The sequence below is a fragment of the Armatimonadota bacterium genome, assembly GCA_013359125.1.
Taxonomy (GTDB): Bacteria; Armatimonadota; Fimbriimonadia; order Fimbriimonadales; family GBS-DC; genus JABWCR01.
In genome coordinates, this window is record JABWCR010000014.1 from 1 (window position 1) to 25,349 (window position 25,349).

Consider the following 25,349-nt stretch of genomic DNA (forward strand, 5'->3'; position numbering starts at 1 on the left):
GCGTTCGGGTCGAAGGGCGAATAGCCTACCAGGTAGCTGCTCACCACGTGCTCGACGATTTTTGCTATGGGCGCGCACGCCCTACCGGTCTCTTCTGCGCCAAAGTTGTTCAGGACCACTGCCAAATCGGTGTCGTCGATGACCGCGATGCCTCCGGATTGGGCGTTGTCCATATCGAAGCTATATCGATAATGACCGTTTACCGGGTCTTCGTCAGATTGCGAGCCGAAGGCCGTCAAGATGTTTGCCAGATCAGCGTCGTCGATTGCGCCGTCGGCGTTCGTGTCTCCGTTAACGGGACGTATTGTGCCGACGCTGGTCGTTGAGTTCGCCGCTACTGCCACACTAGTAACGGTAACGCCCAGCCAGTGCGATGAAGCCGCGTGCATTCGAGTCGGGTTGTCGTCGTTCGGAAGCACGATCTGATCGTAGTAGGCCGGTCGAATCAGCACATCGTATGTGCCAGGCGGGATGTCCCCAGGGGTAGGCGTTGGCGAAGAGGGATCGGTCCAAGGGAAACTAAAGTTACCGTTCGATTCGCAAGGAAACTCGAACACGCTCATCGTTCTGCCTGTGGGCGGGTCGAGCAAGTAAGCTCTATAGAGCATCGGCTTCGAGGCGCCATAAGGATCGGCTCGGTCCGGTCCTGGTTGCCAGTTGTCGCCCAAATCGACCGTGCCGGAGATCTTCCCGCCAGGCTGAGTGGTATTGACCAGCACGAACGACGGCTTAAATATCTGCCCTCGGCCGACAGCGCCCGGCAGGCCTGTTCCCAACCGTCCGCCGTAATCCCACTCAGAACTTGGGCTGAACAGTTCGCCCGTTCCGTTAGGGCCTTGAGGCGCCATTTCGTACTCGCCGCGGCTTCCAAACTCCAATCTCCAATCGTGAGGGTTGCCCGATGGGCCAGGGCGACGATAGATGTTGAATTCGAGCGGACCCAACGAAGAGCCAGAGTGCCACTCCATCGTGTAGTCGACGCCGTACACCGCAAGAAAGTAGATGTCAGCAGCCAGGACGATAGGAGCCGGAGTCGCAATGACCACCCGCTCATCGACCCCGAAGCCGTTGGGATGGACATAGCTTGATGCCGTGTAGGGGACGACACCCTCGGCTATTAGAAACTGAGACCTGGGCGCCTTTTTGTAGAGCTTCCAGCCGACCATAGTGCCCGGAGCGCCCGAGCGAGTTGTATCTACGTGAATTTGGTTAAACGTGATGGGGCGGTTGACATGGAACGCTGCCGCGGTCCATCGTTCTGGGCTGGAGCCATCGATGCCGGAGACGTATCGGCCCTTGGCAAACGCTATTGCCTCGTCGTTCCAGGCGGCCATATCGATCTGCAGTCCTGGAGCGCCGGGCGAGTATTGAATCGAGGCGTCGGAGAAGGCAATGCCAGCCTGGCTCTCCTTGGTTGGCTGTGCGTTTGCGGCGAATCCGAGCGTAACAGCGGTTATCAGAGCGAGAAAATGCAAATTTTTCATGTTGCCCCTGTCTTACAATGCGGATTGGCAGTAGATTGTAGCCCGGTTTTTCCTCTGGCCAATTTGCTAATGGTGCTTTTCTGGGCGCTAAGGGGACTATTCCATGTCGCAAGGCTCTGATTCTGCGACTTTTCCGGAAGCCCGGAGCAAGTTTTTGCGAGTGTCATCGGCTCCAGAATATCCGCGCCCTCGTCTCGACACTGGTATTCTCAACTCAAACCGGGCGGTTCCAATCCGGGTACAATTGCCGTAGACGTCAGGAGGGTTCTCATGAAACTTCGCGCTTCGCTGTTGTTGCTCTTTGGGCTGGTCAGCCTAACGCTCGCCCAGAACGTTCCCTACCGCTTGCCCCATGTTTACGCGATCAAAGACGCCAAGATCGTTACGATGGCCGGTCCGGTTATCGAAAAGGGCGTCATCGTCATTCGAGACGGCGTGATAGCGGCGGTCGGAGCCAATGCGACGATACCGTCCGAAGCCGATGTGATCGATGGCGCCGGACTGACGGTCTACCCAGGCTTTATCGACTGCAACGCGCCCATTGGTCTGCCGCCCGCGGGCGATGCGGCCTATTCCGCGCTCGATCGCGGCAACGTTCACCCCAATCCGCGAGTGAGGCCGGAGCGCAACGCCTCAGATTTCTTCGCCATCGACGAAGCGGCTTTCTCGGCGCGTCGCCGTCAGGGGTTCACCACCGTATTGATTGTGCCTTCGGGTGGAAGTTTCGCGGGTTCGGGCGTGGTGGTCAACCTCTCGTCCGATTCGCCCGATGCGGCCGTTCTGCGCTCGTCGTTCGGCAGTTTCGTTTCGTTGCGGCCTGCTCAGCCGACCGCTCCGACCGAGGTGCGAAGCCAATATCCCAACTCTTTGATGGGCGGCATTGCGCTGATCCGCCAGTCGCTTCTGGACGCCCAGCATCAGAACGAAGTGTGGCGTATGTACGAACGAGACCCGTTGAACAAGCCGCGTCCGGCCATCAATGCCTCGCTCTCTGCGCTGCAGCCTGTGCTGTCGCGCCAGACGCCGATGATCGTGCGCGCCGACGATGATCAGGACATATTGCGCGCTCAGCGGTTGGCCAACGAGTTTGGGTTCGAGACCATTATGCTAGGCGGCAATCGCGCGGCCTATGTCGCCGATACGCTGGCCGGAAAGAAGATTCCTACAATTCTAGGCCTTCGCAATCCCGAGAACTTGCGTCTTTACGATCCCGACATGCCGCCTTCGTTGACGACGTTTCGAGATCGATCCTTGGCCGTTCAGAATGCGGCGATTCTGCACGAGAAAGGGGCGCCGTTCGTCTTTGGCGCCGATACCAATCCGGGCGATTTCTGGACCGCGCTGCGCGCTGCCGTTACGAACGGACTGCCCAAAGAGGCGGCTCTTGAAGCGCTGACGGTGCGCGCGGCCAATTTGCTGGGCTTGGGCGACCGCATCGGCACTCTGGAGCCGGGCAAGGTAGCCAACCTTACAATTGTCGAGGGCGACCTGTTCGACGAACGCGGTCGGATTTCGCGGCTATTTGTCGATGGAAAGCCCATGTCGATCGATGCGCCCGCGGCCCCGGCGATCAGGCCCGGGCAAGGCGGTCGAGGCGGCGGCGGTCGACGCCCGCCGGTCGAAGATTTGCAGACAGAGCTTCAATCCTGTTGCAGAGAGGAAGAGAATTACTACACCTCGGGCGCCCATCTGGAGCATCTACACGAAAGTTTTGACGAGGAGCAGCCGCCCGCGGAGCGGCGCGAAGGAAGCCGGGCAGAACCGTTGCCCAAGCTCAACCTCGATCGTATAGCGCCGACGCCGGACGGCCACAACAGTTACGTTTTGCGCGGCGCTACGGTCTGGACGCTGACCAAGAGCGGCATCATGGCCGATACGGACGTGCTCATCGAAAACGGCATGATCAAGGCGGTGGGCAAGAACCTCGCCGCTCCGAGGACAGCAAGAGAAATCAATGCCCGAGGCATGCATCTAACCCCCGGGGTCATCGACTGCCATTCGCACACCGCCATCTCGGGCGGCGTCAACGAGGGCACCAACGTCGTTACGGCGGAAGTTCGCATTCGAGACGTGGTCAACCCGAACGATGTGAACATCTATCGCCAGTTGGCGGGCGGCGTTACCGCGGCGAACCTTTTGCACGGTTCGGCCAACGTGATCGGCGGTCAGAACGCCACGATCAAAATGCGCTGGGGCAAGACGGCCGATGAGATCATGTTCAAAGAGGCACCCGAAGGCATCAAGTTCGCCTTGGGCGAAAACGTCAAGCGGTCGAACTTTAACGAGATCATCTCGACCGGCCAGCAGCCGCGCTATCCCACAACGCGCATGGGCGTCGAGCAGACCGTGCGCGAACGCTTCATGTCTGCGCTCGATTACAAGCGCCAGCAAGAGGAGTTCCGCGCGGGCCGGCGCGCATTCCCTCCCAAGAGGGATCTGCAGCTGGACGCTATTGTGGAGATATTGGACGGCAAGCGTTTGATCCATTGTCATAGCTACCGACAGGACGAAATCCTGATGCTGATCCGCGTTTGCGACGAGTTCGGCGTCAAGATCAAGACTTTTCAGCATGTGTTGGAAGGTTACAAGGTGGCCGACGAGATGGCCGCTCATGGCGTCGGCGGCTCTACGTTCTCCGACTGGTGGGCGTACAAGGTCGAGGCGTTCGATGCGATCCCGCATAACGGCGCCCTGATGACGGCGCGAGGGGTCAATGTCTCCTTTAACAGCGACAGTTCCGAACTGGCGCGTCGTCTCAATCTGGATGCGGCGAAAGGCGTCAAGTATGGCGGCATGGACGAGCAGGAAGCACTGAAACTGGTAACGCTCAATCCGGCGATTCAGTTGGGCGTCGATAAGTATGTCGGAACGGTCGAACCGGGCAAGCAGGCCGATTTGGCGCTTTGGACCGGGCATCCGCTCGATTCGATGACGCGGTGCGAGATGACCTTTGTCGATGGCGTTCGCTACTTCGATCGCACGACCGATTTAGAGTTCCGCAAGAAGTTGGACGAAGAGCGCGAGACCTATTTGAAGCAATTGCGACCGTCGCCCTATGGCCAGGCGGCTGCCGCTCAGCCCGAACAGCCAGGCGAATTGCGCTCATCCATTGCAGGGCAGTGGTCCGGCAAGTTGTCTGGAGCCGAGTTCCTGCCACCGGAAGGCGCGACGCTCAGCATGACGGTTACGGTAGGCGCGGACGGATCGATCACGGGCGTTTCCAAGACCGATATGGGCGATGCTCCGATCACGGGCGGAACTTTTAATGCGGCTACGGGCGAGGTCAGCCTAAAGATCGCTGTGCCTGGTTTGTCCGAGGTTACTATGAACGGCCGCGTGCGCGGACGAACCATGACCGGCACGATCGCCATCATGGGGCAGACCGTGAACGTCAACCTGACCAAGGACGACGAAGAGAATCAGATTCTTCATGCATCGCACGAAGCTGAGTTGAAGACCAAAGTCGAGATCAGCCCTCGCTATGATGCCAGCAAAACCAAGACCCTGAAGACGAAAGGTCGAATGCTGATAACAAACGCCGAAATCCACACCATGGCTGGGCCGGTCATCAAGAACGGCTCGATCCTGATCGAAGACGGCAAGATCGCGGCGATCAATCCTAACCGACCGAATGTCGAAACGGTCTACGATGCAAAAGGCAAGCGAGTCTATCCGGGCATGATCGACGGCCTGACGACCCTTGGCATCACCGAAATAGGCTCAATCACTGCCACCAACGATACGTCGGAAACAGGGCAGTTCAACCCCAATGCGAGGGTCGAGATTGCGCTGAATCCCGATTCGACCGCTATCCCCGTTGCCCGGGCCAATGGGGTTACCACGGCCATTGTCGCGCCGTCCGGAGGCATCATTTCCGGTCAAGGCTGTGTGGTCAATCTAGATGGCTGGACGTGGGAAGATCTCTGTTTGAAGGGGCCTATCGGCCAGTTCGTCAACTTTAACGGCCCTTCCAGCAGCATAACAGGCGCCACGGACAGTCGAAAGAGCGACTTTGAGAACTCGATCAAGCCGTTGGACGAGTTTATCGAGAACGCTCGTCGCTATCTGAAGGCTAATGGCGCCAATCGGCCATTGGCGGAGCGCGATCCGAGATTTGAGGCGATGGCGCCTATTTTGGACGGGCGTTTGCCGCTGTTCTTAAGGCTCAACTCCCCTACCGCCGCTCGCGCCGCTGTACAGTGGGCCGAGAAGCAGAATGTTCGGATAGCCTTTGTCGGCGGCAGCGAACTTTGGCGGGTGGCCGATTTGCTCAAGGAGCACGATGTTCCGGTCATTCTCTCCAAGACCCATGCGTTGCCAGCGGGCGAGGATCGACCCTACGACGAGCCCTTTACTATCCCAGCCAAATTGCACCAAGCGGGCGTAGCGTTCTGCTTTAGCACGGGCGCCTCGTCCGATGTGCGGAATCTGCCCTATCAAGCGGCAATGGCCGCTTCGTTCGGACTTCCGAAAGAGGTTGCTCTTAGGGCGCTGACCATCGATGCGGCCAAGATTTTCGGTCTCGAAGATCGAATCGGCTCTATCGAGGTTGGCAAGGATGCGAACCTGTTTATCTGCGACGGCGACCCGCTCGATATTCGCACTAACGTCGTCCAGACGATCATCGAAGGGCGCTTGTGCGACATGTCTAACAAGCACACGCAGCTATACGACAAGTACCGATCTCGGCCAAAGTAGGCTAATCGGGTATACTATCGGCACATCGCTTAACGACTCGCCCCAAAAAGGGCGAAGGACGTCGAGTTTTCGCACCCAGCGAAAAGCGGGGGACCCGGAAGTGGGGTGTAGTCCGCGAAGGCGGACCGAGTAATCTTGGCTCGAACCCGACAGCTAACCTCGTAGACAGAGCAAGAATCTGGCGGATGCTCACCAGATTTTCTCTTTGCGCACTGCTCGGCGGCCAAGGAGAACATCATGTGCGGCATTGCATGCGCCATACGAAGTTCCGATCCGGCCGAAGTTGCACGAATGTCGGAGAAAATCGCCCATCGCGGCCCTGACGGCGTCGGCCTGCTGGCCGACGCGGACAATGCCTTGGCTCATCGCCGTCTGGCCATTCTCGATCCCAAAGGAGGCGTGCAACCTTGGGCCACGCCAAGCGGTGGCGTGTTGATCTACAACGGCGAGATTTACAACCACCTAGGCCTTCGGTCGCAGATGCCTGACCGAACCTTTCAAACCCGGTGCGACACGGAAACCCTGGCCGCAGCGCTCGAGAATTGGGGCGCAGACGCCGTCGAGAAACTGGACGGTATGTTCGCATTTGTCTATGTCGACGGAGAGCGATACATCGCGGCCAGAGACCCGGTCGGCATCAAACCTCTGTTTCGAGCGGACCGCAACGGCGCGACCATCTTTGCGAGCGAGTTCAAAGCTTTTGACGATCAATGCACGAACATTGAGGACGTCCCTGCGGGCACCGTCATCGATTCTGAAACGGGCGCCAAGCAGTTTTACTTTGTACCGAAGCCCGAGCCGCGCGCGATGTCGATGGAGACAGCGGCGGATGCCGTGCGAAGCATTCTTTACCGTGCGGTCTCTAAGCGCATGCTTTCGGATGTGCCGGTCGGAGTCTTCTTAAGCGGCGGGCTCGACAGCGCTATTATCGCCGCAATTGCAGTTAGGCTGAATCCAGACACGATGGCCTTTTCGGTCGGTTTCCACGACAGCCAGGACGCAGGGGCAGCGCAGGAGGTTGCGGCAGCTCTCGGAATGCGCCACTGCCACGTTAGCCTGAGCGCGGGCAAATTGGTCGAAATGCTGCCGAAAGTCATTTATCACCTCGAGTCGTTCGATGCGCCGCTCGTTCGCAGCGCCTTGGCCAACTATGCCGTTTCCGAGATGGCGCGGGATCACATAAAAGTGGCCCTCACGGGCGAAGGCGCCGATGAACTCTTTGCCGGATACGACTATCTTAGAGAGTTTTCCGGCGTTGGGCTGGACGAGAAACTCCGGTCGCTGGTTCTGGAGCTTCAGAATACCAATCTGCAGCGAACCGATCGAATGACGATGGCTCACGGGATTGAGGGGCGCGTGCCGTTTCTCGACAAGGAGATGATTGCGCTCGCGTTCCAACTCCCGGTCGAGCTAAAGCTCTCTCCAGCAGGCGTCAGCAAGGCCGTTCTGCGCATGGCGTTTCGGGACATGCTGCCAAATTGGGCGGTCAATCGTCCTAAGCAGGAGTTTGGTCGCGGCACCGGTGTGGCCGAAGTGATGGCCAAACATGCAGCGATAGCGATCACTGACGATGAGTTTGAGGCTAACAGATTCGTATCGAGCGGGCTACCGTTGCGCGACAAGGAAGAGCTGATTTACTACCGAGTCTGGCGGAGTTTCTTCCGGCCGGAACTGACCGCTCTGGTCGGTCGAAGCCGCAAAGAGGAGATTGAATGAGCGACAAACCGAGATTTGCTATCTTGGGGGCCGGAAACGGCGGCTTAGCCATGGCTGGCCACCTGGCCTTGATGGGCTTCCCCGTCTCGCTTTTCAATCGCAACGAGGCGAGGATCGCGCTCATCCGGCAAACAATGGAGATTCAGGTGCTGGCCAATCGCGAATCGGACGATCTTCCGCACGGCAGGGCTTCCATGGACCGTGTAACGTCGAACATGGCCGAAGCGATTCACGATGCCGAGATCATCATGGTCGTCGCTCCCGCGACGGCGCACAGATATATGGCCGAAGAGGCTGCTCCGCACTTGCGCGACGGCCAGATCGTTGTGCTCAATCCGGGGCGAACGGGCGGCGCGCTGGAGTTTCGCCATGTGATCAAGGAAAAAGGATGCACGGCTGACGTTGTCGTGTCGGAGGCTCAAACGTTGTTATACGCCAGCCGAGCGTCCAACCCCGGACAGGTCAACATCTTTAGTATCAAGAACAGCGTGCCGATAGCCGCAATACCGGCCTACCGAACGCCTGAGGTGGTCAAGAGGCTCTCGGTCGCCTACCCCCAGTTTGTACCCGGCGACAATGCGCTCAAGACCAGCCTGGACAACATCGGCGCGATCTTTCATCCGGCGGTAACTTTGCTGAACGCAGCGCGAATTGAGACCGGCCGCGGCGATTTTGAGTTCTATATCGAAGGCATCTCGCGAAGCGTGGCCAAGGCGCTGGAGGTGATCGATGTAGAGCGAGTGAACGTCGGAAAAACCCTTGGTTTCAACTGTATGAGCGCGCGGGATTGGCTCTATGTGGCCTATGGCGCTGCGGGCAAAACCCTCTTCGACTCCATCCGCGCTAACGAAGGCTACTATGGCATCAAGGCGCCCACACTGCTCGATCATCGCTATTTGACCGAGGACGTGCCGATGAGCCTGGTGCCCATTGCATCGTTGGGACGACACATGGACTCGCCATGCCCCACTATCGAAGCCATGATCCACTTAGCCAACGTCATCTTGGGAGTCGATTTCTGGGAAACTGGACGCACCGTCGAATCGATGGGGCTGTCTGGCCTAAACTTGCAACAGATTCGCCGCGTCATTCTTGACGGAGAGTGAGATGAAGCCCCTTTCAGGCCGCGAGGTTATTGGTTTGTGCCGCCCCTATGTCGATGCTCATACGCTTGGGGTCAGCGCGATCGAGCAGCTCCTTATCGAGTGCGGATACGAGACGGTCATTGCCGATGCGGACCTATGCGAAGCGGTCGGAGCGCCGAACGAACCCATTAACGAGGTTAAGATCGAGAATTGGATCAAGACCAACGGAATCAGCCGCTTGGGATTCAGTTACCGCTTGGACCCTGTTGACGGCGCCCGAGCATTTGGACGACTGAAGGCTGCGCTTGAGCGACGAAACCTCTTTGAAGAGAACGGAGGGCCGATCAAGGGCCTCTATTTTGCGGGTCTGCCCGAAGCCTGTCGTCGAGTCGAGGCTGAACATCGCGACAGTGTGAGAACCTTTATCGGCGATGAATCCCCCGCAGAGACTTTAGAAAAGTTTGGCGTCCCCAGCGGCCGCATTCCGTCTGCCCTTGCCAACGAGGCAACGGAGGATGCGGCACGGCTGGCTTTTGGCCAACGGCTCGTGCGATCCGAAGCCCACCTTAAGATAAAGCCTGTCGACCGGTCCGGCGGACCGAACTTTGGAACAAGGCGAGAGCATCTGCGCGACCGCATCGACCACGGCATCCAAATGGGCTTCCCGCCTCTGATGCGCGCGCATGTCGGGCCTTATCTTCCCAATCGGGAGGAGGCAGTCAGGCTCTATATCGAGCAGGCAAGGCAATTGGCCGAGACCGGCTTCTTGGACGTGCTCTCGATCGGCTCCAGCCAATTGAGCCAAAGCCATTTCGGTCAAGACTGGGGCGATCTTCCCAACGGTGGCGGCGTGCCTGTCAACTCGCCAGAAGAGTATCGCGCCATCTACGAGGCGGCTCGACCGATGCTTGTGCGCACCTATGCCGGTACGAGAAATGTCGACAAACTGGCGCCTGTCTACGAGGAGACGATCAACATCGCCTGGCACGCGCTTTCGTTTTGGTGGTTTTCGACCATCGATGGTCGCGGTCCAAATCCGCCCTTGCTCAATCTTCAACAGCACATGGCGACGCTGGAGCACATTGCACGGACCGGCAAGCCTTTCGAACCCAACATCCCCCATCATTTTGCGTTTCGGGGCGCGGACGATGTCTCTTATGTCGTCTCTGCCATCTTGGCCGCGCGAACGGCTAAGCGCTTGGGCGTGCGCTATTTTGTGCTACAGCACATGCTCAACACGCCTCGTAGCACATGGGGGTCTCAAGACATTGCCAAAGGTCGGGCCATGCTCGCGTTAGCCCGAGATTTGGAGGACGAGCGGTTTCGCGTATTCTATCAGCCGCGCGCGGGCCTCGATTTCTTCTCGCCCGGCCTTGACAAGGCCAAGGCGCAGTTGGCTTCTGTCAGCGTTCTGATGGACTTGGTCGAGCCGAACAAACCGCATTCGCCCGATGCAATCCATGTGGTCAGTTACACCGAGGCCAGCCATTTGGCCGCGCCGCACGAGGTGGACGAGAGCATCCAGATAACGAGGGCGGCGATCGAAGCGCGCAGAAGGGAGAGATTCCAAGAAGGCGGAGAGTTGGAGCGCGAGGCCCAAGAGCGAACGGAAAAATTGCTGGGGGATGCCCGCAAGCTTCTAGCGACGATGGAAGAGGCGATTCCCGATCTCTACTCCGCGAAGGGTCTCTACGATGCTTTCTGGGCGGGGTTCATGCCCGTGCCTTATCTGTGGGAAGGGCGAGACGAGTTTGCTCGTGCCGTCAACTGGAAGACGGCCTTGCGAAACGGTTCGGTGATCGTGATCGACGAAAGGGGCCAACCAATTGAAGCAGAGGATCGTGCAAAGGTCGCAACGGCGAACCTGATTGACAACTATGCCGGCCGCCGTGTAGAATAGGGCCGATATGCAGCCATGGATGGTCTCTTTGCACGGAGGACACAGCGGCGACTATTGTGACCACGCCCAAGGGACCCTCCGAGAAATCATCGAAACGGCGATCCGCATGGGCTTCCACACTTATGGTCTCGCCGAGCATATGCCTCGCGTCGAGGATCGCTTCATTTACTCGGAAGAACGCTCGATGGGTTGGGATGTCGAACATCTCCACAGGATGTTCGACGCTTATGCCGTCGAGACCCGCGCACTGGCCGAGGAGTACGCCGATCGGATCGTCATTCTGAGAGGGTTTGAGGCCGAAGTGATCCCCCAGGACCGCTATCCGGACCTAATCCGACAAACCCTCGATCGCTATCAGTTTGACTTTTTTGTCGGCTCGGCGCACTACGTGCGCGAGATCATTATCGATGGGCCGGACGAGCAGTTTGCCCATGCGATCGAGGTATACGACGGTCTGGAGAACATGGCTGTGGCGTACTATGAAACGGTGGCCGATCTGATCGAGGCCGTCTCTCCGCCCGTGATCGGCCATTTTGATCTGGTCAAAAAGCGCGCTCGGCCCCATGGTCCGGTCGACGGTCCTCGCGCAAGGGAAGCGGCCTATCATGCCCTGACGCTGGCCAAACAGCATGACTGCATTCTCGATCTAAACCTTGCGGGTTGGCGAAAAGGGCTGAACGAACCCTATCCGGCGCCTTGGATAGTCGAAATGGCGCGAGAATTAGGCATCGACTTTTGCTTTGGCGACGACAGCCACGGCCCTCATCAAGTGGGCGAGAACATTGAAAAAGGCCGCCTCTATCTGCTCGAACACGGCGTCAAGCACATTCGCGCTCTCAAACCCGGCGGACAATCCGATGTGATCTCTCTGGAGGCTTAGACATGATCTCTATCTTGCTTGCTTGCCTGATCGCCCAGCAGCCGATTCGTTCGGGCGACTCGCAACCGATCCATGATCCATGGAGACCCGTAACGCGGATCGACCGCACTGGTTTCAAACTCCAGTACTACACGTCGCAGCCGTGCGACTCTAGAGTTCAGGTTCGCCAAGGCGATCTGCCGATGACGACCTTTGGCAAAGGGCTTGAGAATGTTTGGGTCGGCGCGCTCACGTTCGCTCGACCGGGACAGCGAACCTTGCACGAGATCGAGATAACAGGGCTGGAGCCGGGCAAGAAGTACTTTTATCGAATTCTTGATCCGGGCGCCGTGCCGACCGGCCAAGAAAAGCGCTGGGGCGCAAAGCCTCCGTGGCGGCGCGAGCAGAGCGTCATCACGCAGGCCTCCAGAGGCTACAAGAGCATCGTCCGCATTCCGGTCAAAGTGCTTCTGATGCCCAATGTCGTCAACCTGAAGAGCGTAACGTCGGACGCGATGCAACCGTTGCCCCTCAGCGAAGAGGAGCTTCGCATCGTCCGGCAAGAATACGCTTACACATCGCGATTTTTCTTCGTCAACAGCGGCATGAGGCTTTGGGTCGATTTTCAGATATTTGTCGATAATCGGTGGCAGCGATGGAGCGAGGAGCCAGAAGGAATCGAGGCCTTCTACAAAGGATGGCCCGCATGTCGAAGCTGGTCGGGCGAGGATTTTCGCGGACCGGGCGGCGGCGACTTCACCGTTGTGGATACGAGAAACCTCCAGGTCAAGAACGCTCAACCTGTTCAAGAAGAGACGCCCTATATGGGGCAGATCGAACAGGCCTTCCCTCGGCGATGGAACCCGACTCTAAAGAAGTGGGAGTTTTACAACAGCGGCGGGGGCACGTTTGGAGCGGACGAATTTCCCCGAGGTGTTACCAGCCGCTCGCAGTACCTTGGCGGAGGCGACACCGCTTGGCTAGCCTGTCATGAGTTTCATCACCAACTGGAATCGCATGGCGCATTCAGTCTCAGCGATCGCGAGGATGAGCGCGTGGTTTTCAATCACTACGAACCAAGGCGCCGAGAACAGAGGCCCGATGGAACGTATGCCGAAGCGACCTGGGCGACCAGCGGCAAGCATGGCGAGCATTGGGACGGTATGGCTTTTTGGGATCGAACGCTGACGGACGCGCAATGGTTGCGGATGTATATGTCCTATGCGGTGGTCGTCCGCGATGCCGACGAGGACGGCGTGCCGGACGACGATCCTCGCCTGCCGTTGGATGAGAAGCGGTTTGGCAGCGACCCGAGGCGAGACAGGACGGACGGGCGCATGGGCGATTTGGACAAGACCATGCTGAGCCACTGGATACCTTCTTGCCTTCAGGCCAGTTGGACCAAGCCCCCTTTCCAAGGAGTAACTCCCAATCCTCGCAGCATCGACAGCGACGGGGACGGCCAGCCGGACGACATCGACCCGTTGCCGCTTTTTGCCTATTCCCCGTTCGTCTGGCCCAAGCGAGCGACCGTGGACGGCCAGGCCGACGAATGGCGGCATACCCCTGTTAGCGGACAGATGGACGAGGGCGGGGCCGCGCTGACCTTTAAGCATGGGCACGACGACGCGGCCTACTATGGAGTCTTCACTGTTTCGGGAGACTGGAAGCGCGTTTATGCAACTTTGGACGGCGAGGGCGAGGGCTTTTTCTCGACCAATCGCACCCTTGCGATCGAGTTTACAAACGGCGCTGACGTTGCGTTTCGTTCGATACATGGCAACAGCAAGGGCCTAAACTGGAAGGCGAGCAAATCGGGCAGTGAGACCGTCATCGAGTTCTCGATCCCCAACCGCGAGGAAGGGCCTTGGTTTTGGCGGCGCGGCGGTCGCGAGGTCGGCGTGAGCATCGACCTGTTCGACGAGAAGGGAACGGGCTATTCGGTCTACGAGCCGTATCGAGCGATCTACTTTAGGATGTTGGAGCCGCACGGACAGTTTCCTATGCCGAGCGGCGCTCCGAGCGAACTGGGGACGGACGCCAAGCGCTTTATGCCAGGGGATGCAGCCGTTGCGGTTACAGGTTCCGGCTGGCGGGTTGCGGACGGCGCATGGCGATGCGACACCCATCCCGAAACTCATCTCACGATCGAGGCGCCCGATGCGACCGAGTTCGATCTGTGGATCGACATCGAGGCTAAGCAGGACGCGATTCTGGCAGCTTTCTTGCCCGGATCGCAGAATCCGACTGCCGGGACGGACTATGTGCTCTTTGTCGGCGGCTATGCCAACACCGTTACGCGGTTTCGGCTTTTTGGCAGAGAAGAGGGCGAGGCGGATCAGATGATGTCGCCTGGTCGCCATCGAGTTCAACTGAGCCGCCGGAACGGCACTATTTGGGGTCTGATGGACGGCAAGCCGATACTCTGGGCAAAAGACCCGAACCCGACGGCCAAGATCAATCGTCTGGCAATCATCGGAGGTTACGACGGGAACCAAGTTGTTCGAGAAATTCGCGCCCGCTGGTAGAATTCCATTGTGCTACAAAAGAAGTTAAGCCGAACCAAAGTCTCGCTGGTGGGCGGCGGGAGCGCGACTCTGCCCGACGCACGGCCCGCGCTTGTGCTTTTTGTCGGCCACGAATGCCCCATCGCTAACGCCTATGCGCCGGAAGTCTCTCGCATTGCTGCCGAGTACGCCAAGAAAGGCGTCAAAACTCTTCTCGTCTATCCCGATCCAGCATTGAACGGGAAGACGATTCAGCGCCACCAACAGGAGTTTAAGCTGCCGAGCATGGCGATACACGATAAGGAGCACAAGTTGGTGAACGCCTTTGGCGCGACCGTAACTCCTCAGGCCTTTCTATTGTTGCCAAACGGCGAGATCGCGTACCAAGGACGTATAGACGACCGGTATGCCGACTACTCGAAACTGCGGCGCGAACCCAATCGGCGCGATTTGCGCAATGCTCTTGACGCGGTTCTTGCCGGAAAGAAGCCACAAGTTCGTGAAACCGTGGCGCTCGGGTGTGTAATTCCCTCGCGCAAATGAAGTTCCTGTTAGTCATTTCCGTCCTCTTTGCGGCTGTGCAACCGCCTACGTATAGCGATCAGATTGCAGCGATCTTGGACGAACACTGCGCGCCCTGCCATCGAGCCAATGCGATCGGCCCGTTTACCCTGACCGACTACGAATCGGCGCGGAAGCGCGCGCCTCAACTGGCCTATGTGGCGCAACGACGACTGATGCCGCCTTGGAAAGCCGAGCCTTGCGACGTGGCATTCGAAGGCGAACGAAGGTTGACGAGGGAACAGATTCGCCTCATCGACGACTGGGCGGCCGCCGGCGCCCCCGAAGGCGATCCAAGGCGACGCCCCAAACCGCCGAGTTTTAGCCAGGGATGGGCGCTGGGGCAGCCGGACGAGATCGTACAGCTGCCCAGAGAGCACGCCATTCCCGCAGAGGGGCGCGATCTGTTCTATACGTTCGCCATCCCACTGAGGGCAGACAAGGAGAGATATGTCAGCGCAATCCAAGTCATGCCCAGCAATCCGCGCGTGCTGCACCACGTGCTGGTCTATGCGAACAAGCAGAACCTTCCGAGCGGCAAGGCGCTCGCGCCGCACGATCCCGATTCGTTCCTCTTCATTTGGTCTCCAGGGCATCCGACAGTTAAACTGCCTGAAGGCATCTACAAACGAATTCCGGCTGGTTCGGGTCTGCTGGTCCAAGCGCACTACCATGCAACGGGGAGAGAGGAGCGCGATCGGCTCAGAATCGGTCTTTACTACGCTGGGCAACCCAAGGACGAGGTTGAGATGGTTGAGATTGCGCCAAAACTGCCGACGATCCCGGCCAATGAAAGTCGATTCTTGATCCAAGAGACCGTCAAGATCGATAAAGATCGGACGCTGTTAGGCATCGTCCCCCATGCCCGGTTGCTGTGCGTTGAGGTTAGGCTGACTCTGAGATTGCCGACCGGGGAAACCAAATCGCTTCTGATCATTCGCGACTGGGACTTTAACTGGCAGGATCGATATGTGCTCAAGGAGCCTTTGACTTTACCAAAGGGCTCTCAGTTGACTGCTCGGTTCATTTATGATAACTCTTCGGCGAATCCTCGGAATCCCATCGCTCCGCCTCGACCAATAGCCGCTGGACAGGGGTTGGAAGACGAGACCGCGTTGATCTGGCTCGAAACGCTGCCCGCCAAGACGGTACAATGATGCGGAATCGGAGGAAGACCCAGTGAGCGTGCTTTATCAGCAGAGAGCAGAAAGATTGCGCATGGCGATGCTTCAGGACGGCGTCGATCTCTATTTGGCCGCCACCCAGGTCAACATGGGCTATTTTAGCGGCTTTCGCGAGGCGCCGCTCGAGCGCATGATGTTTCTTGCAATCCCCCTTAAGGGCGATCCGATCTGGTTTATGCCGAGCCTGAGCGCCGAGAGCGCGCAATCGAACTCGGCAGGCTATGCTGTTCGCTATGTCTGGCACGATTCTGAAGGCTATCGAAAGGCGCTAGGGCAGTTTGCGCACGATTTAGACCTTGGCTCTGCCGTCATCGCCGTCGATGACGAGACGCCGTCTGTTTTTCTATTAGGGCTTCAAGAGGCGATTCCGGGCGCGCTTTTTCGCAGCGGTTGGCCGACCGTTGCCAAGGTTCGCTCAATCAAGGACGCGAACGAGATTGCACACATGCGCGCTGCAGCGGCTCTTACGGACGCCGCAGTGGCCGACGGCTTAGAACTTTGCGCTCCCGGCCACACGGAGATCGCGATAGGGGTGGCTTTGGAAAGGGCATTGGCGCAAAGCGGCTCCCGCTTGGCCTTTGCCGGTCCCATTGTCGCTTCCGGGCCGAACAGTTCAAAGCCCCATTACGAGAAAGGGCATCGAGAAGTGCAGCCGGGCGATGTGGTCGTGATCGATTTTGGCGGCGTCGTTGAGGGTTATTGCAACGACATCACGCGCTGCGTCTGCGTCGGCAGAGCAAACGATGATGTGAGAAGGGTCTACGAGACCGTCCATCGCGCTTATGAGGCTGGGCTGGAGACAGCGGGCCCGGGCGTGCCGGCTCAAGAAGTGGACCGCGCCGCTCGCAAGGTCATCGCCGATGCTGGATATGGAGAGTACTTTGTTCATCGCACGGGGCACGGAATTGGTCTATCCGTGCACGAGCCCCCCTATATCGTAGAGACCAATGCCGAGCCGCTTCAGGCCGGAAACTGCTTCACCATTGAGCCAGGCATCTATCTGCCCGGACAGTTCGGCATCCGGATCGAGAACGTTTGCCTGGTAACCGAGAGCGGCTGCGAATCGCTGAACGCCGAGCCCAGCGCAGACATTCGAGAAATCGGCTAAGGGCGATGGCAGGACGCCTGATCATTCGCATCGACCTCGATGCGCCTAATGTCGAGGGCCTGCCCAGTCTGGCCGATCCCTGTCAATCGATCGCATATCTGCGCCGGTTGGCGGACATCGGCGCAGAGAGCAAGAACGACCTTCAGGCATCTGCGACATTGGAGTCCATGCAAGCCTTTCATGGCGCAATCCGGACTCTCTACGACTTTGGATTGCCGATAGAGCCGCTCTTGCCCGGTCGCGATCGACCTGGCGCAGAGTTGGGCGAAATCCTGCGATACATGAAGGAACAGGGCTTTGTGCCCTCGGGCGCCTGTGCCGCGTTCGGTTCCCTACAGCCGCCCAGCGATGAGACCATCCGCAACTTCCAGTTGCGGTGGTTAAGCTCAGAAAACCACGGTCTAACGCCGACGGCGCCCGTCGATGCGGCCTACTTTCATGCCAACGGGCTCGGCCCGGCGCAAGCTTCGGCCTTCCTCCTGTCGCTGGTCGAAAGCCTGAAAGACGAGACGAATCTAATCTGGCTCCATTGCCCGATAATGGCCGTCGCAGACCCGCGAGGAGAGATATTGAGAACGCTGTTGGGCGAAACGGAACGCCAAGGGTTAACGTATCTAACCTTTAGAGAGCATTGCGGATTGCCGCCGCTCTACCAAGATTAGCCTTCGGTATAATGGCCTTACCCTATGGCACAGAGAGAAAGAGCCCTGAAAGGCGTCGCGCCACGGACCGGCAAGCGCAGAAGGAAGAAGAAAGCCCTCTGGAAGCGCATCCTTGCCGCGTTCGCGCTCTTGGTTCTCTCTTTGGTGGTCGTCGGCGTTACCTTCGTCGCAGTTGTCATCCATAACACTTCGAAACTACTCCCCTCCATCGAGGCTATTCAGAGTTTTCAGCCCTCGGGCAGCACTAAGATCCTCTCGTCGGACGGCACCGTAATGGGCGAACTTTCGGACGAGAAGCGAGAGCCGGCGCTGTTGGGCGATATGCCGCAAAACCTGATCAACGCCACCATTGCCAAGGAAGACAAGCGGTTTTGGGAGCACAAGGGCGTCGATGCCCGAGGCACCGCCCGGGCGCTTTGGGTCAACGTTACGGGCGGTCGGCTCCAACAGGGCGGAAGCACCATCACGCAGCAGCTTGCGCGCAACATCTTCCTCTCGCAAGAGCGCACTTTGAACCGGAAAGTGCAAGAGATTCTGCTGGCGACCGAGATCGAACGCAACCGCACCAAAGAGCAGATTCTGGAACTTTATCTGAACCAAGTCTATTACGGAAATCGCGCCTATGGCGTCAAGTCGGCGGCCCGGACCTACTTCAACAAGGATTTGAAGGACTTAACCCTCAGCGAGTGCGCGATGTTGGCCGCCATGCCGCAGCGACCTTCGGGCTACGACCCCTATGTTTATCCCGAAGAAGCCAAGCGCCAGCGCAACATCGTGCTCAATCTTATGGCCGAACAGAGCCTAATAACGACCGCTCAGCGCGATGCCGCCAAGGCGGAACCGCTGCGCCTGGCCAAGAATCCCAAGGGTTCCCACGGCTTTCGAGCGCCCTATGCCGTGATGGACATCCTGCGCGATTTGGAAGACGAGTTCTCTCGCGAGTTTCTCTATCGCGACCTGCGCGTGCAGTCGACGATCGACATGGCCATGCAGACCGCTGCAGAGAACGCTCTTAGCAAGGGTATCGCCAAGCATGCCGGCAAAGGCGTTACGCAGGGCGCTGTCGTGCTGATCGATCTGAAAACGGGCTACATTCGAGCCTTGGTCGGAGGGCGCAATTTTCGCGAAAGCCAGTACAATGCGATCACCCAAGGACGCCGCCCGCCCGGGTCCTCGTTCAAACCGCTGGTCTACGCCGTGGCCTTCGAGCATGAGAAACTGAGTCCGAGCAGCCGCCTTGTCGATGCGCCCGTTTCCTACCCGGGCGCAGCAGGCAAGCCCTGGAAGCCCAGAAACGCTAATGGCAAGTTCTCAGGAAGCGTCTCGGTCGAATCGGCCATCATCCACTCAATCAACATTCCCGCCATCAAGGCGATGGAGCTCGTAGGCGCGCGCACCGTGGCCGAAGAGGCGCGAATCAAGTTTGGGATCGAGTCGCCGTTAGACCCTGTGTTGCCGCTGGCGTTGGGCGCGAACGCCGTGAAACCGATCGAACTGGCGCAAGCCTACTCCGTCTTTGCCAACAAAGGCGTCATGGTTCGACCCCGGCTGATTGTGGACGTACAAGACCGAGAAGGCACCGCGATCTTGGCTACTGAAAACCGCCAGCGACAAGCGATCTCCGAACAATCTGCAGAATGGATGGACGATATCCTTCGTAAGGTCGTAACCCGAGGCACAGCGACCGCCGCCAGCAAGATTCCAGAAGCCAGAGGCAAAACAGGCACCACCAACGACTATCGCGACGCTTGGTTCGTGGGCTATACGCCCCGCTATATTGCGGTGGTATGGGTTTCCAGCGCCCAGTACAACGCGAAGTCCAAGCGATGGGACTATCTGCCCATGAAGCGCGTCTTTGGCGGCGTTGTCTGCGCGGCCATTTGGGCCGATTTGATGAACGACGTTATCGCAATCGACGCGAAGCGCAAGACTACCGAGAAACCCGATGAGAAGGTCGTCATCGAATCGGGCGAACCGCCTTCTCCTCGAGTTCAAGAGGCGCCGTTAGACGAACCGCGAGAAGAGCAGCCCCCGAGCAACGACTGGCAGTTCTATCCGCCTTCGACCGCTCCCAATGCGCCCAGCGAGCCAACTTTGGAGCGCACAACTCGAACGCGGCCCGCCGAGCCCAGGGAAACGGCCGCCGGCCCAAGAGCCGCCATGCCCGACGAGCCGGAGCCGATGATCAACGTTCGCATCTGCGCCGATACCGGTCAGCGAGCGACCGAGTATTGCCCGGAATCGATCGCGCGATCGATGACCGCCGATGCTGCGCCTCGACGATCTTGCAGCCGCCACCGACCGCCCCATTAGAGATGGATTATAAAGAACTTTCAAGGCGCAGGCCCAACCCCGCCATGGCGCGCGCCAGTCTCTTCTTTGGGCTGATCGTCGTCGCGCTGCTGATCTTGTGGCTACGGCTTTGGTATCTACAAATCGCCCAAGGCGAGCAGCTGGAACTGAAGGCGCAGAGCGCTCGCACTCGTTTTGTGCGAATTGCACCTCCGCGTGGAGCGATCGTCGATCGTAACGGTCTCCCCTTAGCCACCAACAAGCCGTTGGTCTTCGTTGTGTCCGTAGTGCCCGACGAGGCCAAGCGCAATCCCGACCACCTCCATCTGATCGCCAATCTGCTGAATCTTGACTTCGCTAAGCTTAAGGCAGATGTGGAATCGCCGCACGTCAATCCCTTCGCCCCTGTGATTATTGCCAGCGGTCTGAGCTATCAGCAAGCCGTGCCCGTTTTCGAGGCGCAGCATCGCTTTCCCGAGCTTCGAGTCTGGATGGACTCGCCTCGATCTTATCCTCTTGGCTCCTCGGCCGCTCATCTCATCGGCTATGTCGGTCAGGTTTCGCCGGACGAGTTGAAGCGATATGCCGCCCTGTCGGAGGACGCAGACTCCGACGGCAACCTGCCCATCGCCCGGTACGATGGCGGCGATTTGGTCGGCAAGATCGGCGTCGAGCATCGATACGAACTGCGCCTGCATGGCCAGCCCGGCGGCGAGCGTGTAGAAGTTACGCCCAAGGGCCGACACGCAAGAGTGCTGGAAACGATCGAGAGCGAACGAGGCGAGCGCCTGGCCCTTACGATCGACGCCAACCTCCAGCAGTTGGCGTACCAATTGCTCGTTGACAAGAAGGTTCGCGGCGCTCTCGTCGCCATCGACCCCAGGAACGGCCAAGTCATTGCTCTGACAAGCCGCCCAGCCTACAATCCCAACCTCTTTGTCGGACGGATTCCCGCCGACCTTTGGAACTCTCTGACGAACGATAAGAGCGCGCCTCTGCAGCACCGCGCCATACAGTCGGCTTACGCGCCGGGTTCGATCTACAAGATGGTTACCGCCATGAGCGTGCTGGAGACAGGGCTGATGAGCCCGCGCAACACGGTTACTTGTCGCGGAGGCACGCAATTGGGCACAAGATTCTTTAAGTGCCACGCTACTCACGGCACGGTCAATATGTTGGGAGCGATCGCTCACTCTTGCGACAGCTACTTCTACGAGGCCGCTCGCCGCGCAGGCCCTAACCGCCTGGCCGAGTACAGTCGGATGTTCGGCCTCGGCGTTCCCACTGGGATCGACCTGCCTCACGAAGGCAAGGGCTTAGTGCCCGATGAGGAGTGGAAGCGCAAGCGATACAAGCAGGCTTGGTACGGCGGGGACACCTTCAACTACGGAATCGGACAAGGCTTTCTTCAAACGACGCCGATCCAGATGGCGCAGATGACCTGCGTTGTGGCCAACCGCGGTTTTGCCTATGCGCCAAGATTGTTGCTGGAGGCAGAACCACAAATCGCCATCAAACCGTTTGGCCAATCCGCTCACTGGGAATTAGTCCATAGGGGCATGGTCTCGGTCGTTTCATCGGGCACTGCGCGCAGCGTAACTCTCCCGGGCATCCAAGTCGCAGGCAAAACAGGATCGGCCGAGTTTAGAAAGGGCGGCAAGACCCATAGTTGGTTCGTGGCTTATGCGCCGGCCGACAAACCAGAGATCGCTCTGGTCGTTATGGCCGAAGAAGCCGGACACGGGGGGACCATCGCCGCGCCGATTGCCAAGGCGTGGCTAGAGGCTTATTTTAAGGACAAAAGAAAAGCGGCGGGCGCCAGAACTGCAACGCCCGCCAACGCGCTTTAGTCGGCCAACAGCTGCTCGATCTTCTTGCGAAGCTCCTTCATGCCAGCCTCGCTATAGCCGATCTTGATGTGGCTCACGTTGCCATCCTTGTCTAGGAGAGCGACGTGCGGAATGCCGGTAACGCCATAGTTCTCAAAGTTCGACCGTTCGCCATAGACTACGGGCCAAGTCATCTTGTGCTCGGCCATAAAGTCCTTCATCTTGGCGAACTCGTCGTCCTTGCTGATGTTGCGCTCCGTGCCATAGTAGCCGTAGTAGGTCGTAAAGCCGACAATCTCAAGCCCTTTCGACTTCAGGTCTTTGTACATCTCGACCATCGAAGGGAAAGCGGCCTTGCACGGCCCGCACCAGTGGGCAAAGAAGTCGATCAGCACGACCTTGCCTTTCAGACCCTCAAGGCCCGGAAACTCGCCATAGCCGCGCTCGCTGGTCAATGCGGGCGCGCTCGTGCCGACCATGTTGATCTGGGTCTTCTTGGAAGCCAGGCGTCGGGTCAGACCGCCCTTGTCCTCGCCAATGGCGGTAACGGCGGTAATACCCTCTTCAAGAACCTTGATCGCATCGGACTTTCGCTTCAAGGTAATCAGAAGGTCGGCCTCTTTTTCGGCGAACATCTGTGCGATGTTCTGCTTGGCCGCTACGTCTGCGGGCTGAGCCGAAAACTCAGCAGCCATCACATTCTTCTTGACCGAGTGCAGCGCCGCAATCGCCTTCTCTGCGCCAACCGCTCCGGCAATCGACTCAGAGAACACATAGGCCGTCTGCGAAGCCAGCGTTCGAGCCTGGTTGGTATTGGACGGAGACATCTTGGCGATCAGCTCGATCACCGCATCGATTTCCTTCAGCGTGTTGCACGCCGTCGCCATCTTGATTTGCGCGTCAAACTTGGCCGCAGGCGCCGGGTTGGTGGTCAGATAGACCTTGGCCGCATCGCACACTTCCTTGGGCATTTCGGCCATCTCGTAAAGTTGAGCCCATGCATATCCTTTTTCAGGGGCGATCTTGCTCGGGTCGACGCCTTTGACGCCTTCCAGCGCCATTTCGCGAATTTCGCGATTGAGAGCGTTAAAATCGACAGGTTTTTGTGCCGTGCGAGCTTCGGCCAATTTTGAGCTGCGATGCTTGTTGATCGCCTCAATGACCTCTTCCGGCTCTTTATCGACGGCAATCGCCAAACCAGCGATCAGCGTTACAGCGAGAAGTACTAACGACTTTTTGGGCGCGCCCATCTCTTGCGCCTCCTTTTGTTCGTAGATTAACAAAGATTATGGCCATTTTTAGGCCAGTATGTCAAGCCAATAGCAAATAGGCCGGACATCGAAAGGAGGATCGATGCCCGGCCGTCTCTCGTCGCTCGGGCCGGCGGACCCAAGCGCCCGTCTCGCGGTATCAACGGTCTGAAGACCGCCGCACCCTTTACGGAGAAAGGAGGTCAATCACTTATATAGACGATTGTCGGCTAAAAAGGGTTCGCTCAACCTGTCCTCAGGTAAAATCCGTCCATAGAACGACTGAGGCCGACTATCCGATGGAAGAGACGACAAGCGATATTCAAGAAACCATAGAGACAGCCGAATCAGATGCGCTTCAAAACGCCCTTGCAGAGGCCGAAGAGCAGAGAAACCTCTACTTAAGAACGCTGGCCGACTTTCAAAACTACAGGCGCAGGCAGCAAGACGCCCTAGACCAGATCCGGTGGACCATGGTTGAGGCTTTTGTGCACGATCTCCTTCCCATTCTCGACAACTTCGATCGTGCTGTCTCGGCTGCTGTGGACGCCGAAGACGGAAACAGCATCCTAGAAGGCGTCAGGCTGACCCAAAAGCAGATAGCCGAGCTCCTCGAGCGCTTTGACATCAAACCGATCGAGGCTGTTGGCAAGCCGTTCGATCCGAATCTTCACGACGCGGTCTCGCGGGTCGAATCGGTCGATCATCAAGATGGCGAGATCGTAGAAGAGATTCAGAGGGGTTATACGATACAAGACCGCGTGCTGAGACCGAGCCGAGTGCTGGTTGCAAAGAAGTCAGAACAACCCATCGAGAACGGAGGCATCGACACCGCCGTATGAGCGACGAACTGACGCTGTTCGGCACCGACGGATTCCGCGGCGAGGCAAACGTCATCGTTACTGCCGAGATGGCCGCGAAAATTGGCACGGCGGTCGGCGGTTGGCTTCAGCAGGAGGGGCGTCCGCTCCGAGCCATCATTGGTCGGGATACCCGTCGCAGCGGCCCTATGATAGAAGCGGCCCTGACAGCGGGACTCGCCCAAATGGGAGTCGAGACGATCTCCATTGGCATTGCGCCCACCCCGGCGGTCTCCTTTCTTTGCCCGCGTTACGAAGCGGGCGTCGGCATCATTGTTTCGGCATCGCACAACAAGGCTACCGACAACGGCATCAAATTGATCGGCCCCGATGGTTGCAAGTTACCGACCCAGACGGAGCAGACCATCGAGCAGACGGTCAAAGACGAGTTGCGCGGCCTGAAACTCGCGACGTCTGACAAGATAGGGCAGTGGAAGGACGGTTCGGCTTGGGTCGAGAGCTACGCCGATTACCTCGTCGGCGCAGCACAACAGATTGCCGGCGCCGAACGACCGTTCGAAGGCATGAGGCTTGCGTTGGACTGTGCGAACGGCGCGGCTTATGCGATCGCCCCTCGCGTTCTGCGCGCTTTGGGAGCCGCCTTGTGCGAGACCGGGATCGAGCCCAACGGCGACAACATCAATGAGAACTGCGGATCGACCCACTTGGGCGGTCTTATTGCGAGCGTTACGGGCTCCGGCGCCCACGCTGGAATCGCCTTCGACGGCGATGCCGACCGGTGTCTGCTGATCGACGAGCGAGGCAACGAAGTAGACGGCGATCGAATCATGTGCTGGTTCGCGCTGCACAAACAAAGGAACGGCGGTTTCAAGCCGCCGGTTGTGGTTGCGACGATTATGTCCAACGGCGGTATGAGAGAGCGATTGGCGGAGGCCGATATCCAACTCGTCATGACCGATGTCGGCGACCGGCACGTGGTCAACAAGATGCGCGAGATGGGGGCCATCATCGGCGGAGAACAGAGCGGCCACCTGATCTTTGCAGAGCATTCGGTTACCGGCGACGGCATCCTCACGGCGATCCAGGCGCTATGCCTGCTGAAAGAATCGGGCAAGCCGCTTTCTGAAGTCGCCCATCCGTTTCGCCCCATGCCTCGAAAACTGGAGAAGTACGCGACCGATCGAACCAAGGTTTGGCACGAGGACGCGGAGATCACAGAAGCGTACCAACAAGCCGAGCAAGCGCTCGCTCCAAAGGGTCGCGTCAACATTCGCGAATCGGGCACAGAGCGCGGCATTGTGCGCGTCTTGGTCGAAGCAGAAGAGGCCCAAGATGCGACCAAATGGAGCGACAAGATCGGACGCATCATCATCGACAGGATAGGTGCCTGAGC

The 25,349-nt window shown here is 58.6% G+C and carries 16 protein-coding genes; 14 read left to right on the forward strand and 2 right to left on the reverse strand.

The genetic code is table 11. From position 1 onward, the window contains the following. On the reverse strand, positions 1–1,484 hold a 1,484-nt coding region (locus HUU60_07840), incomplete at its 3' end, for a hypothetical protein (protein ID NUL82614.1). Between the two features lie 270 nt (positions 1,485–1,754). On the opposite strand from HUU60_07840, the gene HUU60_07845 reads away from it, so the two are divergent. The 12 genes from HUU60_07845 (at position 1,755) to mrdA (ending at position 21,906) form a co-directional block, all read left to right on the forward strand. After that, positions 1,755–6,182, forward strand: coding sequence for an amidohydrolase family protein (locus HUU60_07845; GenBank protein ID NUL82615.1), 4,428 nt, complete (start codon positions 1,755–1,757; stop codon positions 6,180–6,182). Positions 6,183–6,419: 237 nt separating this feature from the next. Then, a complete protein-coding gene (locus tag HUU60_07850) occupies positions 6,420–7,898 on the forward strand; it encodes an asparagine synthetase B (GenBank protein ID NUL82616.1) in 1,479 nt (492 codons plus the stop codon). Further along, on the forward strand, positions 7,895–9,004 hold the full coding sequence (locus HUU60_07855) for an NAD/NADP octopine/nopaline dehydrogenase family protein (protein ID NUL82617.1): 1,110 nt from the start codon (positions 7,895–7,897) through the stop codon (positions 9,002–9,004). The genes HUU60_07850 and HUU60_07855 overlap by 4 nt, the downstream gene beginning before the upstream one ends. Position 9,005: 1 nt before the next feature. Next, entirely contained in the window at positions 9,006–10,883 is a 1,878-nt protein-coding gene (locus HUU60_07860) for a cobalamin-binding protein (GenBank protein NUL82618.1), read from the forward strand. A gap of 7 nt (positions 10,884–10,890) precedes the next feature. Continuing rightward, entirely contained in the window at positions 10,891–11,763 is an 873-nt protein-coding gene (locus HUU60_07865; GenBank protein ID NUL82619.1) for a histidinol-phosphatase, read from the forward strand. Between the two features lie 2 nt (positions 11,764–11,765). Then, the gene (locus tag HUU60_07870) at positions 11,766–14,270 is read left to right on the forward strand and encodes a hypothetical protein (GenBank protein NUL82620.1); all 2,505 of its coding nucleotides are present in this window, start codon (positions 11,766–11,768) and stop codon (positions 14,268–14,270) included. Between the two features lie 9 nt (positions 14,271–14,279). Further along, entirely contained in the window at positions 14,280–14,792 is a 513-nt protein-coding gene (locus tag HUU60_07875) for a redoxin domain-containing protein (protein NUL82621.1), read from the forward strand. Then, the gene (locus HUU60_07880) at positions 14,789–15,967 is read left to right on the forward strand and encodes a hypothetical protein (protein ID NUL82622.1); all 1,179 of its coding nucleotides are present in this window, start codon (positions 14,789–14,791) and stop codon (positions 15,965–15,967) included. The genes HUU60_07875 and HUU60_07880 overlap by 4 nt, the downstream gene beginning before the upstream one ends. Before the next feature lie 22 nt (positions 15,968–15,989). Then, positions 15,990–17,102, forward strand: coding sequence for an aminopeptidase P family protein (locus tag HUU60_07885; protein ID NUL82623.1), 1,113 nt, complete (start codon positions 15,990–15,992; stop codon positions 17,100–17,102). Positions 17,103–17,107: 5 nt separating this feature from the next. Beyond that, positions 17,108–17,764: a hypothetical protein gene (locus HUU60_07890; GenBank protein ID NUL82624.1), complete on the forward strand. Its 657-nt coding sequence runs from the start codon at positions 17,108–17,110 to the stop codon at positions 17,762–17,764. A 24-nt stretch (positions 17,765–17,788) separates the two neighbouring features. Beyond that, on the forward strand, positions 17,789–20,077 hold the full coding sequence (locus tag HUU60_07895; protein NUL82625.1) for a PBP1A family penicillin-binding protein: 2,289 nt from the start codon (positions 17,789–17,791) through the stop codon (positions 20,075–20,077). 44 nt (positions 20,078–20,121) lie between these two features. After that, complete coding sequence (mrdA, locus tag HUU60_07900) at positions 20,122–21,906, forward strand: penicillin-binding protein 2 (protein NUL82626.1); 1,785 nt, start codon at positions 20,122–20,124, stop codon at positions 21,904–21,906. Here the strand turns inward: mrdA and HUU60_07905 are convergent. Further along, a complete protein-coding gene (locus HUU60_07905) occupies positions 21,903–23,135 on the reverse strand; it encodes a TlpA family protein disulfide reductase (protein NUL82627.1) in 1,233 nt (410 codons plus the stop codon). The two genes, mrdA and HUU60_07905, sit on opposite strands and share 4 nt — an antisense overlap. 299 nt (positions 23,136–23,434) lie before the next feature. Between HUU60_07905 and grpE the strand changes: the two genes are divergently transcribed. After that, complete coding sequence (gene grpE / locus HUU60_07910; protein ID NUL82628.1) at positions 23,435–23,977, forward strand: nucleotide exchange factor GrpE; 543 nt, start codon at positions 23,435–23,437, stop codon at positions 23,975–23,977. Next, positions 23,974–25,347, forward strand: a complete 1,374-nt coding sequence (gene glmM, locus HUU60_07915; protein NUL82629.1) for a phosphoglucosamine mutase — start codon at positions 23,974–23,976, stop codon at positions 25,345–25,347. The genes grpE and glmM overlap by 4 nt, the downstream gene beginning before the upstream one ends. The last annotated feature ends 2 nt before the right edge of the window (positions 25,348–25,349 follow it).